This is a genomic window from Streptomyces sp. NPDC006798 (genome assembly GCF_040635975.1).
Classification (GTDB): domain Bacteria; phylum Actinomycetota; class Actinomycetes; order Streptomycetales; family Streptomycetaceae; genus Streptomyces.
Genome location: NZ_JBEYIS010000053.1, coordinates 1 through 13,185 on the forward strand (window position 1 = coordinate 1; position 13,185 = coordinate 13,185).

The 13,185-nt window shown below is 72.8% G+C and carries 8 protein-coding genes and 1 pseudogene; 4 read left to right on the top strand and 5 right to left on the bottom strand.

Annotated features, from left to right (window positions below):
* Positions 1–91: 91 nt before the first annotated feature.
* A pseudogene (locus ABZ714_RS28200) lies at positions 92–673 on the bottom strand (hypothetical protein); the annotation flags it as partial.
* Between the two features lie 230 nt (positions 674–903).
* On the opposite strand from ABZ714_RS28200, the gene ABZ714_RS28205 reads away from it, so the two are divergent.
* A complete protein-coding gene (locus ABZ714_RS28205) occupies positions 904–2,415 on the top strand; it encodes a helix-turn-helix transcriptional regulator (protein WP_358828162.1) in 1,512 nt (503 codons plus the stop codon).
* 7 nt (positions 2,416–2,422) lie between these two features.
* Here the strand turns inward: ABZ714_RS28205 and ABZ714_RS28210 are convergent, their stop codons facing one another.
* On the bottom strand, positions 2,423–2,977 hold the full coding sequence (locus ABZ714_RS28210) for a GNAT family N-acetyltransferase (RefSeq protein ID WP_358828163.1): 555 nt from the start codon (positions 2,975–2,977) through the stop codon (positions 2,423–2,425).
* A gap of 107 nt (positions 2,978–3,084) precedes the next feature.
* Positions 3,085–4,140, bottom strand: coding sequence for an Rv2578c family radical SAM protein (locus ABZ714_RS28215; RefSeq protein WP_358828164.1), 1,056 nt, complete (start codon positions 4,138–4,140; stop codon positions 3,085–3,087).
* Between the two features lie 215 nt (positions 4,141–4,355).
* On the opposite strand from ABZ714_RS28215, the gene ABZ714_RS28220 reads away from it, so the two are divergent.
* Positions 4,356–4,805, top strand: a complete 450-nt coding sequence (locus ABZ714_RS28220; protein ID WP_358828165.1) for an SRPBCC family protein — start codon at positions 4,356–4,358, stop codon at positions 4,803–4,805.
* Between the two features lie 118 nt (positions 4,806–4,923).
* On the opposite strand, the gene ABZ714_RS28225 is transcribed toward ABZ714_RS28220, so the two are convergent.
* Both ABZ714_RS28225 and ABZ714_RS28230 read right to left on the bottom strand, forming a co-directional pair.
* The gene (locus tag ABZ714_RS28225; protein WP_358828166.1) at positions 4,924–6,144 is read right to left on the bottom strand and encodes an LLM class flavin-dependent oxidoreductase; all 1,221 of its coding nucleotides are present in this window, start codon (positions 6,142–6,144) and stop codon (positions 4,924–4,926) included.
* Between the two features lie 277 nt (positions 6,145–6,421).
* A complete protein-coding gene (locus ABZ714_RS28230) occupies positions 6,422–7,111 on the bottom strand; it encodes a type 1 glutamine amidotransferase domain-containing protein (protein WP_358828167.1) in 690 nt (229 codons plus the stop codon).
* Positions 7,112–7,583: 472 nt separating this feature from the next.
* Here ABZ714_RS28230 and ABZ714_RS28235 point away from each other — a divergent pair, with 472 nt between their 5' ends.
* Positions 7,584–10,055, top strand: a complete 2,472-nt coding sequence (locus ABZ714_RS28235) for an MFS transporter (RefSeq protein WP_358828168.1) — start codon at positions 7,584–7,586, stop codon at positions 10,053–10,055.
* 347 nt (positions 10,056–10,402) lie between these two features.
* Entirely contained in the window at positions 10,403–13,078 is a 2,676-nt protein-coding gene (locus ABZ714_RS28240; RefSeq protein WP_358828169.1) for a SpoIIE family protein phosphatase, read from the top strand.
* Positions 13,079–13,185: the final 107 nt, after the last annotated feature.

Below are 13,185 nucleotides of genomic sequence, written 5' to 3' on the forward strand. Positions count from 1 at the left end.
CCTCCGGGTCCGCAGGGGCCGGTTTCGGCCAAGTGTCGATCCGGTCCGATCCGGCCGGAGCGGCGCCGCGCGGGGCCCGGCGATGCTCGCCTCGGTTGACCGCCGTCGTCGTGGTCTTCTGGAACGCCTTGACCGCCGCGTCCGACGCGTCCCCGAGCTGGCCCCAGGCCACCACGGTCACCGTGCGGCCGTCGCGGCCCACGGAGTACAGAGATACGTCGTTCGCGCCGCCCACCGGGTCGAAGGTGTCGATGCTGTAGACATGGGCGCCCTCCTCCACCGGCAGGGCGCCCCAGTAGAACGCCTCGCCGTCGAGGTTCGGGTTCTCCGCCCGCAGCCGGTCGAAGCAGGTCTCGATCCGGTTGCGGAGGTTGGTGACGAGCTGCTTCGCCTTCGCCTCGCTCGCCGCCACGGTGATGGTCTGGCGGGCGTTGGTGTCCAGTTCGGTATGGAACAGGCGGTACTTGCTGGCGGCCTTCGGGGCCGTGTTGCCGGTGCAGAAGTCGTCCGGGACACCGGCCGTCACCGGGCCCGCCGTCCAGGCGGTGAGGGACGGCGGCAGCTGGGACGCGGCGAGGAACGCCGGTCCGGGGGCCGCGCTCGCCCAGGAGAGCGAGGTGAACGTGAGTCCGACGGCCGCGGTGGACACGGCGGCGGAGCGGAGTGTCTTCATCTGATGATCCCCGTTTGCTCGATCGCTGAAGGCGCGAAGGCCCCGCCCGGCCCGGTCGCCGGGCGCCGGTGCGCCGTGGAGTGACCATCAGCTTCGGGAGCGCGGGGGCCCGTTCACAAGTCTCCGCGCCGCTGGAACCGTTCCACCCCCACTGACGTGGGAGAAGACAGAGGGGTGGAACGCCGCCCCGGAACGCGGTAGGCGCTACGCGCGGGGAGGGTGAGGCGCTCGTGGGGACGCCGGACGACCCGGCCGCCGGGGAGCTGGCCCGGCGGCTGCGGGAGCTGCGCGACGGATCGGGGCGGAGCTACGGCTCCCTCGCGCGCCGGATCGGTGTCAGCGCCTCCACCCTGCACCGCTACTGCTCGGGCGCGACGGTCCCCGCGGAGTTCGCCCCGGTCGAACGGCTCGCCCGGTTCAGCGGCTGTACGGGGGCCGAACTGGTCGCCCTCCACCGGGCCTGGGTGCTCGCGGACGAGGAGCGGACCCGCCGCCGGGAGGCGGCGTCCGCCACGCCCCGGGCCGCGGCCTCTCCGGTCGCACCGGCCCCTCCGGAGGAGCCGGAGACCTCCGCCGAAGTCCCCGCCCCCGCCGCCGGGTTCCCCGCCGAAGCCCCCGCCCCCGTCATTACCGTTGTTCAGGGTGATCCGCCCCCGGCCGAGACCCGGCTGTGGGGTGTCGTACGCCGGACCAGGGTCGCCGTCGTCGTGATGGTGCTGGCGGTCGGTCTCGTGGTCGGGCTCGTCGGGTACGGGAACCGGCCCGACGAGCGGTCCGTGGCCGGGGCGGAGCGGGGCGAGGGCGGGCGCGGTGGCCCGGGTCCGGTGCCGGCTCCGTCGGCGGGCCCGTCGAAGTCACCGGCCGCCGGATCGCCGTCCGGAGCCGTCGGCAGCGCCGGTGGCGGTGGTACGAAGAGCGCCCCGGGCACATCGCCGGGCACCGGCCCCGGCACCGGCACGAGCGGCGGCGGCACCGATGACGGGCCCGCCGCCTCCGGAGGGCGTACCCCGGTCGAGGGCGCGCCGTTCACCTGGACGGCCGACCAGCATGTCTGGGCGTACGGCTGCGATCACGCCTATCTCGTGGGCCGGGAGCCCTCGGACGTGCCCCCGCCGCCCGTCGAGGCCGACGCCCCGCAGTGGGCCCGCGCGGCCGGGGCCGTGCACGGCGGGGAGACCCGGGTACGGATCACCCTTCAGGGCACCGACGAACGGGCGGTCGTCCTGCACGGCCTCCAGGTGCGGACGGCGGCGCGGCGCGAGCCGCCGGGTGCGGGCCGGGTGTACCGGATGGGCGGGGGCTGCGGGGGAGTGCTGACGCCCCGTACGTTCGCGGTGGATCTCGACCGGCGGCGGCCCCTGGCCCGTTCCGTGCCGGGACACGGCGAGAACGGCCCGATCCCCGCGGTCTCCCTCCCCTACCGGGTATCGGCGTCCGACCCGGAGATCCTGCTGGTCACGGCTTCGGCACGGGAGTGCGACTGCGACTGGTACCTGGAGCTGGAGTGGTCGAGCGGCGGGCGCCGGGGTGTCGTACGGATCGACGAGGGCGGGCGGCCGTTCCGTACCAGCGGGGTCGCGGGGCGGCCCGTACACGAGTACGACACGGCGGCCCGGCGCTGGATCCCGGCCGGAGGCCAGGACGGCACACCGGATCCGGCGGCCGTCGGACCGTCGGCGGCGGCGGGCCGCCCGGAGGGCCCGGACCCCGATACGGATCCGGCCCGGCGGCCCGGCTCCTGACCGGGGTTCAGGGCGCCCCGGCCGGTGTCGCGGGAGCGGGGGCGAGGTCGCGGACGTACCGCACCTCGGGGATCCGGGCCCCGCTCACCTCGAACGGCTCCTCGGCGCCGTCGGGGCGGAACCCGGCCCGCTGGTAGAAGCGGCGGGCCCGGGCGTTGTCGCGGAGGACCCAGAGCCGTATCGCGGAGTGTCCGGCGGTCTCGGCGCGGGCGGTGAGTTCGGTGAGGAGGGCCCGGCCGACGCCGGTGGAGAGCTGGGCCGGGCGGACGTAGAGCGCGTACAGCTCGGTCTCGCCGGGCGGCGTGTCGTCGTCCCGGGCCGGGCCGGTACAGCCCCAGCCCACCACCGTTCCGTCCCGTTCGGCGACGAGATGGCTGACGGCGGCGCCGGCGCCCGCGACCAGGCCGCGCAGCCGTACGGTCTCCTCGGCGACGTCCATCGAGTCGAGGTAGGGCTGGGGCACCAGACCCGCGTAGGCGTACTGCCAGCCCCGGACCCGGATCTCGGCCACCGCCCCGCAGTCGTCCGGTGTCAGCGCCCTGATCAGGAGGTTCGTACTCATCCCGGCATCCTCGCCCGGACGCGGCCGGGTGAGCCAGTGGATTACGGAGGCCCCGGGGCCGGGACGGGGCACGGGAGCGGGGACCCGGCGCGGGGCGGGCGGCGGTCTCACAGCAGGGTGAGCTGGGTGGGCCCGGAGGGCGCGGCCTCCGGGGCGGGGACCGGCCGCTGCGGCGGGGCGATCCGGCGGGACGCGCCCCGTCCGGCGGGCCCGATGCCGTACTCGGCGGCCAGTTCGTGCACCTGCCGGGTGATCCGCCGCTGGTACCAGGTGGGGGCGTAGGACCCGGAGGCGTACATCCGCTCGTACCGGGGGACCAGACCGGGGTGGTGGCGGGCCAGCCAGGCCATGAACCACTCGCGCGCGCCGGGCCGCAGATGCAGTACCAGCGGGGTCACCGAGACCGCGCCCGCCTCGGCGATCGCCCGGACCGTGGCGCGCAACTGCTCGGGGCGGTCGCCGAGGAACGGGATCACCGGCGCCATCAGCACCCCGCAGCCCAGGCCGCGGGCGGTGAGCGCCCGGACCACGTCCAGCCGGCGCTCGGGGGCCGGGGTGCCGGGCTCGACCGTGCGCCACAGCTCGGCGTCGAGAAAGCCGACGGAGACGGATATCCCGACGTCGGTGACGTCGGCGGCGCGGCGGAGCGCGTCCAGATCGCGGAGGATCAGTGTCCCCTTGGTCAGTACGGAGAAGGGGTTGGCGTGCTCGCGCAGGGCGTCGATGATGCCCGGCATCAGCCGGTACCGGCCCTCCGCCCGCTGGTAGCAGTCGACATTGGTGCCCATGGCGATATGCGCGCCCCGCCACTGGCGGGAGGACAGCTCGCGCCGGAGCAGTTCGGGGGCGTTGACCTTCACCACGATCTGCGAGTCGAAGCCGATCCCGGTGTCGAGGTCGAGATAGCCGTGCGTCTTGCGGGCGAAACAGTACACACACGCGTGCGAGCAGCCCCGGTACGGGTTGACCGTCCATTCGAACGGCATCCGGGACGCCCCGGGCACCCGGTTCACGATCGAACGCGCCCGTACCTCGTGGAAGGTGATCCCCCGGAACTCGGGGGTGTCGAAGGTACGGGTCGTCACCGCGGACGTACCGAACAGGGCGGGGTTCACGGCCCCCGCGGCGGGGGTGGGGTCTTCGGCCAGGTGGTTCCAGCGCATCGGTCGGCCTCCTCGGTGGTGCTCGAACGACACAATAGAACATATGTTCCCATGATCGCCGTGGGGCGGGCCGGGCCCGGGCCGGGGGTACGCCGCCCGGCGCCCGATGGCGCGGCCCCGGCGGGACCCGTCCCGGGACCCCGGATTTGGGCGCGTGGGGGCGAGGTGGTTGGCTAGCGGCACCCCCGGAAGTACCGAAGGCTGGAGGAACGGCAATGGCGCAGGTCGAGGCCACCACGGAACGGATCATCGCGGCGAAGGCGGAGACCGTCTTCGACACCCTGGCCGACTACGAGAACAGCCGCGGCAAGCTTCTGACCGAGCACTTCAGCGAGTACGAGGTCCGGGAGGGCGGCGACGGCGAGGGCACTCTGGTCCACTGGCGGCTCCAGGCGACCAGCAAGCGTGTCCGGGACTGCCTGCTGGAGGTCACCGAGCCCACGGACGGCCGGCTGGTCGAGAAGGACCGCAACTCCTCGATGGTGACGACCTGGACGGTCACCCCGGCGGGCGAGGGCAAGTCGAAGGCCGTCGTCACCTCGGTCTGGAACGGCGCGGGCGGGATCGGCGGCTTCTTCGAGCGCACCTTCGCGCCGAAGGGGCTGGCCCGGATCTACGACGGTGTGCTGGAGCGCCTCGCCGCGGAGGTCGAGTCCGCGTCCTGACCCTCCTCGCCCCCGCGCCCCGGAGCCCCTCGGCCCCGGGGCGCGCCCTTATAGCGGAGCGACCGCCGGGCCGGGTCGACAGCCGGCGGCGACGTCGGAGTTCTGTTCCTGCGGGCCGTCAGGACTCGGGTGACCCCGGGGTGCGATCTCCGAAGCCGGGGCCGGGGCGCCGCGGACCATCAGCCCTGGCCGCCCGCTCGGCGGCATGACGGGCCTTCGCCTCGTCCAGCGCGTCACCCATACGGCTGTACAGTGCCTCCCTGCGCCTGACCGCGAGGGCTCGTGCGGCGTCGAGACGTTCGAGACTGCCTTGAAAGTGCGGGGCGACCTGCTGCGCGAACAGTTCGAAGTGCTGACGGGTGGCGTCCGGCCTCGCCCATTCGTGCGCCATCATGAGGTAGCAGCCGAAGCCGTGGGACTGCCCTTGCAACAGGCGGATGTGCCGGATCGCGTCGTCCGGTGTGCCGATCACACCAATGCCGGACTCGTTGATCCAGTCGATGCGTTCCTCCAGCGTCGTACCGCCGGGCTCGAAGTGCGGCACAGCGGCTTCGTACTGCAGATAGCGGCACCAGTCGTCGAGTCCGTACGCGACGTCCGCATAGGCCTGTTCTTTCGTCTCGGCCAGGTGCATCGGCCCGACCAGTCGCCATGCGGCGCGATCGATGACGGTGCCGAACTGATGGGCCCGTTCTTCCATCACGTTCCAGTGCGCGGCGAGGATATCCAGGTCACCGGTCATGGTCGCACCGATGGACAGCAGCGCCAGCCCGTGCTTGCCCGCGATCCGCGGCCCGGAAGGCGAGGCGATCGCCGCGACGCCGACCTCGAAGCAGGGTGTGGTGTACGGGCGTAACTGGCATCTGGCTTCGACGAGGTGGTAGCGGGCGGTCTTCTTGGTGACGGGCTCGTCCCCGGTGAGCAACCGGATGAGGACGTCGGTGTCCTCTTCCAGCGCGGACCGCTGTGAGACCGGATCGATGCCGATCATCGCCGCGTCCGTCGGGAGGGAGCCGGGGCCGAGACCGAGCATGAACCGGCCCCGGGTGAGGTGATCGAGCAGGATCGCGCGGTCCGCCACCCACAGTGGGTTGTGATACGGCAGAGAGAGCACGCCGGTCCCCAGCTTGATGTGTTTGGTCCGGGCCGCGACATGCGCGATGAAAATCTCCGGACTTGCGATCAGCTCCGAGCCGCCGGAATGGTGTTCACCGATCCAGGCTTCGTCATAGCCGAGCTCGTCGAGCTGCTGAAGGGTGGCCAGGTCCCGTGCGAAAGCGGTCAGGGGATTCTGCCCCTGAGCAGTGTGAAACGGTGCCATGAAGACCCCGAAACGCATCTCATGTCCTTCCGTCAGATCAGAGATCGGCCGGGCGCCCAACCCCGAAGGGCGCCCTCGCGCGCTGCTCGGCCTCCGGGCCGCTACGGGTCCGCCGCTCGATTCGGCGACGGCTGAACCAGCATGTCCCGGGAGTCGGATGGAAAGGTGATTACTGTGCTCAGCTCCTACCCTCCGGAGTTCCGGCAGGATGCTGTCAAGGGATGCCGACGGCCGTTGGCCGGGAAGGTGTCCGCCTCGCCCGCGCCGCGGGAGCACCCGGGTCGGCGGGTGGGCGTCACGCCCCGCCCTCGTCGAGCAGCGCGACCAGGGCATCGGCCGCGGGAGCCGAGGACGCCGGGTTCTGCCCGGTGATCAGCAAGCCGTCCCGCTGGACGTACGGCTCCCAGTCCCCGGCCTTGGAGTACACCCCGCCGAGCGCGGCCAACTCGTCCTCGACCAGGAACGGGACGACGTCGGTGAGCTGGACGGCCTCCTCCTCGGAGTTGGTGAACCCGGTGACCCGCTTGCCCGCGACCAGCGGAGTGCCGTCCTCGTTGACGACGTGCCGCAGGACGCCCGGGGCGTGGCACACCAGCGCCACCGGCCTGCCCGAGCGCAGGGTGGTCTCGATCAGCCGCGCCGAGACCGGGTCCTCGGCCAGGTCCCAGAGCGGACCGTGGCCGCCGGGGTAGAAGACCGCGTCGAAGTCGCCGGCCGGGACCGTGTCGAGGCGCACGGTGTGCGCCAGCGCCCCGGTCGCCTCCGGGTCGGCCTCGAAGCGTCGGGTCAGGTCGGTCCGGGACTGGGGCTCGTTGCTCTTGGGGTCCAACGGCGGCTGCCCGCCTTCGGGGGAGGCGAGCACGATCTGCGCACCGGACTCCTTGAACCGGTAGTACGGCGCGGCCAGCTCTTCCAGCCAGAACCCGGTCTTACGGCCGGTCTCCCCCAGCTCGTCGTGCGAGGTGAGGACGATCAGAATCTTCATGACGCGCTCCTGTGCGAGTGGACCAACACGGCTCGACGTCACCCGTGCGGCCCGGCCGGCCGGGGTGCACGGGTGACGACCATCCATAGGCTCCTCTGTCCGGACCATCCATAGAAGCAACCGGACCAGAGCAATCGCGTGATAGTCGGATCGACGTCGTCCGGGACCGCCGACCGACCGTCGGTGCGCCAGTCGCCCACCACGTCCGGGCAGGCTCTCCGGCGTCCCCGGCCCGAAAGGCCGAGCCGGTCGTGTTCCGGAACACCGCGCGCCCCTCGTTCGGGGGAACTTCCGCGCCGCGCCCTTCTCCCGGGCGAGATTCGAAAGGCCCTGCTCGGCGCCCCGACACATGGACGTCGAACGTGGGGACGGGGGCCGCTCACCCCGTCAACCGCGTGTGACGGCGGCGCCGGGCCCCCGCAGAATGGCGGCCCGCGCAAGCGCAGGCGCGTCGACCGAGGGGAGCGAGGACGTGGGCGGCAGCACTCTGGTGAAGGGCGGGCAGGCCGTACCGCCGGTTCTCTCCGGCGGGCCCGAGCCACCCGCACCACCAGGGCTCGGCGGCCCGGCCGGCGCCCCGGGGCTCAGCCCCCGCCGGATCCGGCTCGTCTTCCTCGGGCTGATGCTCGCCCTGCTGCTCGCGGCACTGGAGCAGATGATCGTCGCCACCGCGTTGCCGAGGATCGTCGGCGATTTGCAGGGTCTGGACCGGATGTCCTGGGCCGTGACGGCCTATCTGCTGACCTCCACCATCACCCTGCCGGTCTACGGCAAGCTGGGCGATCTCTTCGGCCGCAAGGGCGTCTTCCAGTTCGCCATCGTCGTCTTCGTGATCGGCTCGGCGCTGGCCGGCTGGTCCCGCACGATGGACCAGCTGATCGCCTTCCGCGCCCTCCAGGGCGTCGGCGCCGGTGGTCTGATGATCGGTGTACAGGCGATCATCGCCGATATCGTCCCGGCCCGGGACCGGGGCCGGTACATGGGGCTGATCGGCGCCGTGTTCGGAGTGGCGTCCGTCGCGGGTCCGCTGCTCGGCGGCTTCTTCACCGACCATGTCTCCTGGCGCTGGTGCTTCTACTTCAACGTCCCGTTCGGCCTGCTGACCCTGCTCGTCGTCACCGTCGTACTGAAGCTGCCGAAACGGACCGGCCGGGCCCGGCTCGACGTCCTCGGGACCGTACTGCTGGCCGCCGCCTCGACCTGTCTCGTCCTGCTCACCAGCTGGGGCGGTACGGAGTACGCCTGGGGGTCGCCGACCGTCCTGGGTCTGGCCGCCGGGGCCGCCGTAACGACTCTGCTCTTCGTCGTCGTGGAGGCGTACGCCTCCGAACCGATCATCCCGCTGCGGCTGTTCCGGGACTCCGTCTTCAATGTGACCGGTCTGGTCGGCGCGGTGATCGGGATCGCCCTGTTCGGCGCGGGCAGCTATCTGCCGACCTTTCTCCAGATGGTCGACGGCGCGTCCGCCACCGAGTCGGGGCTGCTGATGCTGCCGATGATGGGCGGTCTGGTGGTCGCCTCGATCGTCGCCGGGCAGCTCACCAGCCGTACCGGCCGCTACCGCAAGTACCCCGTACTCGGCGGGCTGATCTCGGCCGCCGGCATGTGGCTGCTGTCCCGGCTGGAGGCCGACACCTCCCGGCTGGAGTACAGCGTCGGGCAGGCCGTACTCGGGATCGGCGTCGGACTGGTGATCCCGGTACTGATCCTGGCCGTCCAGAACTCGGTACGCCCCGCCGACCTCGGCACCGCCACCAGCGCCAATACCTACTTCCGGCAGATCGGCGGCAGTGTCGGGGCCGCCGTCTTCGGCACCCTGTTCGCCGCCCGGCTCACCGACGCCCTCGCCGACCGGCTGCCCGGCGGTACCGGTCTGCCGCCCGGGATCGAACCGGAGTCGGTTACCCCCGAACTGGTCCACGGACTGCCGCCCGGGGTCCGCGACGCGTATATCGCCGCCTACGCCGACGCCATGCCGAGGATCTTCCTCTATCTGGTGCCCGTCCTGCTGCTCGGCCTCCTCATCGCCTGCTTCCTCAAGGAGAAACCACTGGTGTCCCAGAACGTCCCCATCGCCGAGACCACCGAGCCCGCCGCGGCCACCGCGACCACGGCGAGCTATTCGTACGCGCCCTCCGCCGTCGCCGTGCCGCCGGCCCGCAGCGCGCCCGTACCGTCGCCCTCCTTCGGCGTCCCGGTCTGCGGCACCGTCCAGCACCACGACGGCTCCAGCGTGCCCCGCGCGGCGCTGACGCTGATCGACGTCCGCGGGCAGCAGATCGGCCGGGGCGCCTCCGGGGACGACGGGCGGTACGCGCTGAGCGTGCCGGGTCCGGGGTCGTACGTCATGATCGCCGCGGCGGGCGGGCACCAGCCGCAGGCCGTCACCGTCACCGTCGGGGAACGCCCGGTCGACCTCGATGTGGTGCTCGGCGGCGCGGGACGGCTCGCGGGCGCGGTCCGTACCGCCGACGGCATTCCGGTCCGGGACGCCACCGTCACCCTCACCGATGTCCGCGGGGACGTCGTCGCCACCGCGCGCAGCGGACGCGAGGGCGGCTATGTGATGACCGAGCTGGTGGCGGGGGAGTACACCCTGGCCGCCAGCGCCCCGGCGTACCGCCCGGCCGCGCTCATGGTCAGCGTGCAGGCGTCCCGGGAGACCCGGCAGGACGTCGAACTCGCCGGGGGCGCGGTGCTGCGGGGCACCGTGCGCGCCGGGGGCGGCCGGCCCGTCGAGGAGGCCCGGGTCACCCTGCTGGACGCGGCCGGGAATGTGGTCGACACCCTGACGACCGGCCCCGACGGCACATTCCGCTTCGTGGACCTGTCGTCCGGTGAGTACACGGTCATCGCCGCCGGGTACCCACCGGTGGCGACCGTCCTCCAGATGGCGGGCGGCGGCCGGACCGAACGGGATCTCCAACTCGGCCACGCGGACTGACCCGTTCCGGCCCTCTCCCCGACGGCTCACCGGACGGCACCCGGGACGGCACCCGGGCGGTCCCCGGGAACGCTCCGTAACGGCGCTGCGGAGAAGGGCCGGAGAGACGCCGGAGGCGAAGCCCCGCGGTAGACGGCTTGGACCGCCTTCACGACCCCGTCCGGTCACCGGACGGGGTCGTCGCGCGCCCGCCCCCACCCGCGACGACGGATCCGCAAGGGTGCGCCGTCCGCCGGATTCGCGCGGGCGCACGACCTATTCGGCCGTTGCGCCACGCACCGAGTGCCGCGCGCCGTACGGTGGTCACAGGCCGCGTACCCCCGCGGCGGGGAAGGAGCCAGCCAGCCATGGACAGTGGCGTTCCGCCGACAGCGCCGCGGCAGTACGCCGTGGACGGCCGGATTCCGCTGGCCGTGGTCGTCGTGGACGGCGGCGGCCGGGTCTCCCACTGGTCGACCGGCGCGCGGCGGCTGTTCGGGCCCGATCGCGAGGAGGCCGTCGGCAGGCCCGCGACCGATCTCCTGCCGGTCGGCGGGGTGCTGGGGGCGGACGCGTACCGGGACGAGGGGGATCTCTTCCTCGGTGGGGAGTTCGGCGGAACCGGCGCGTCCGGGGCGCGGTCCGGCGGCGGTTCCGAGCGGTTCGCCGTCCGCGACGGCGGTACGGGGCGGGCCGGACCGATCCCCGCCCAGCGCCCCGGCGACGGCGCCCCGGGCGGCATCGGCGGGCCCGGCGCCGCGTACCGTACGGGCACCGACACCACCGACACCGCCATCGGCCCGGACGATCCGGACGGGTCAGACGGCCCCGTCGGTCTCGATGACCTCGACGGTTCCGACGAGATCGGCCCCGGTCTGTACGCGTCCCTGACCGGCCGCACGTCCTACGCCACCGCGGGCCGGGCCCGCCTCTCCGACCAGGGCCGGGACCCCGTCGACGTGCTGTGGTGGGCCTATCCCATGGTCGGCCCCGGCCCCGAACGGATGATCGTCCTGGCCGCCGACGCGGCCCAGTTCACCGAAGACGCCCGCGGCGGTGACGGCGTCGACCGGATCGCCCCCGGATTCGCCCGGCACACCGACTTCCCCGGCGCCGACGAACTCGCCCACCGGCTCCCCGAGATCCTGCCCAGTACGAGCGTCACCGAGGCGACCCGGATCGTCTCCCAGATCCTCGAACTCGGCTATCCCGTCCTGGAGTTCAGCCACCACGACCGGGTGCCCGTCACCCCCGACTGGGGTGTGCCCCGGCGGGCCGAGCGCCGGGCCCGCCGACGGGTCGCCGCGGCGGCCTTCGCCGCGGGCCACAGCCTCGACGCCGACGCCAGGGCCGATCTCGCCGAAGACCTCGAATACGCCGCCGTCCGCGAACGGCTGGAATTCCTCAACGAGGTCAGCGGCCGGATCGGCTCGTCGCTCGATCTGGCCCGGACCATCCACGAGGTCAGCGCCGCCGTCGTACCCCGGTTCACCGACGTCGCGGGCACCTATCTCAGGGAGCAGGTCGTCGCGGGTGAGGGTTTTCCCGACGGTCCGCCCGACGCCACCACCCTCTGGCACCGGGTCGCCGTCGAGCATGTGGACGAACCGGGCCGCTGGGACGACGTCGTCCCCGTCGGCGAGTCCATGCCCTTCCCCGAACACACCCCGTTCTTCCAGTGCATGACCACCGGCCATCCGGTGCTCGTCCCGAGGATCAGCGACCAGATGGGGACGGCCATCGCGTCCCAGTTCGAGAAACGGGACATCCGGCCGCTGATCAACGGCCGGTCGATGCTGGTGGTCCCGCTGAAGGCGCGCAATGTGGTGCTCGGCTTCATGATCCTGCTGCGCCATCCCGAACGGGCCGTCTTCAACGACATGGACCGGGTCACCGGCGCCGAACTCGCCGCCCGGGCCGGTCTCGTGCTCGACAACGCCCGGATGTACACCTATCAGGAGAATGTCGCCGAGACCCTTCAGGACTCGATGCTGCCGCAGGTCCCGGCCCGGCTGGCGGGGTGCGACATCGCCACCCGCTATCTGCCCGGCACCCTTCTCGGCCGGGTCGGCGGCGACTGGTTCGACTCGGTGAAACTCCCCGGCTCCCGGGTCGCCCTCGTCGTCGGCGACGTCATGGGCCACGGGCTGAACTCCGCCGCGATGATGGGCCAGTTGCGGACCGCCGTCCAGACCATGGCCGCCCTCGATCTGCCGCCCTCGCAACTGCTGCGCAATCTGGACGACCTCGCCCAGCGGCTCGGCGAGAACTATCTCGCGACCTGTCTCTACGCCGTCTACGACCCCATCGGCCATGAACTGGTGATCGCCAACGCCGGTCATGTCCCGCCGGTCCTGGTCCGCGCCGCCGACGGCTCCAGCGAGCTGCTGGAGCTGCCCACCGGCGCGCCGATCGGCGTCGGCGGGGTGCCGTTCGAGTCCCGCCGGATCCGCGTGGCGCCCGGAGACCGGCTCGTGATGTGCACCGACGGCCTGGTGGAGGTGCGGGGTGAGGACATCGGTGTCGGACTCGCCACCCTCTGCGAGTCCGCCGCCCATCCCGCCGCGTCCATGGACGACGCCTGCGACACCATCATCCGCGCCCTGAACACCCGGGGCGGCCGGAAGGACGACGTCGCCCTGCTGATGGCCCGGCTCAACGGCGTCCCCGCCGAGTCGGTCGCCGTCTGGGAGCTGGGCCTCGAACCCCGCGAGGCCGCCCGCGCCCGGCGGCTGGTCCGCGGCCAGCTCCGCCACTGGGGGCTCGACGCCGTCACCGAAACCGTCGAACTGCTGGTCGGCGAGGTGGTCGCCAACGCCGTACGGTACGCCTCCGGGCGCCGCGCCGAACTGCGGCTGGTCCGGTCCGGGACCCTGCTGTGCGAACTCTCCGACGAGGACCACACCCTTCCGGCGCTCCGGGACGCCGGTCCCGGCGACGAGACCGGGCGGGGGCTGCGGGTGATCAGCACCCTGGCCCGGGAGTGGGGCGCCAGCCGGACCCGGGACGGCAAGACCGTCTGGTTCGAGACCGGCCTGGGATAGGCGTCCGTTCATCCCGGCCGCCGGCCGCCGCGCCGCTTCATGTCGGAGAAATCGTACGAAAGTGTGGTCTTCGTACTTGCCGTGGCCACTCCGGCGCGATAGACCGA

What these genes read in the sequence shown, in the direction of transcription:
- ABZ714_RS28210 (WP_358828163.1), bottom strand. Translation starts at nt 2,977, where the DNA reads ATGAGTACGAACCTCCTGATCAGGGCGCTGACACCGGACGACTGCGGG.
- ABZ714_RS28215 (WP_358828164.1), bottom strand. Translation starts at nt 4,140, where the DNA reads ATGCGCTGGAACCACCTGGCCGAAGACCCCACCCCCGCCGCGGGGGCC.
- ABZ714_RS28220 (WP_358828165.1), top strand. Translation starts at nt 4,356, where the DNA reads ATGGCGCAGGTCGAGGCCACCACGGAACGGATCATCGCGGCGAAGGCG.
- ABZ714_RS28225 (WP_358828166.1), bottom strand. Translation starts at nt 6,144, where the DNA reads ATGCGTTTCGGGGTCTTCATGGCACCGTTTCACACTGCTCAGGGGCAG.
- ABZ714_RS28230 (WP_358828167.1), bottom strand. Translation starts at nt 7,111, where the DNA reads ATGAAGATTCTGATCGTCCTCACCTCGCACGACGAGCTGGGGGAGACC.
- ABZ714_RS28240 (WP_358828169.1), top strand. Translation starts at nt 10,403, where the DNA reads ATGGACAGTGGCGTTCCGCCGACAGCGCCGCGGCAGTACGCCGTGGAC.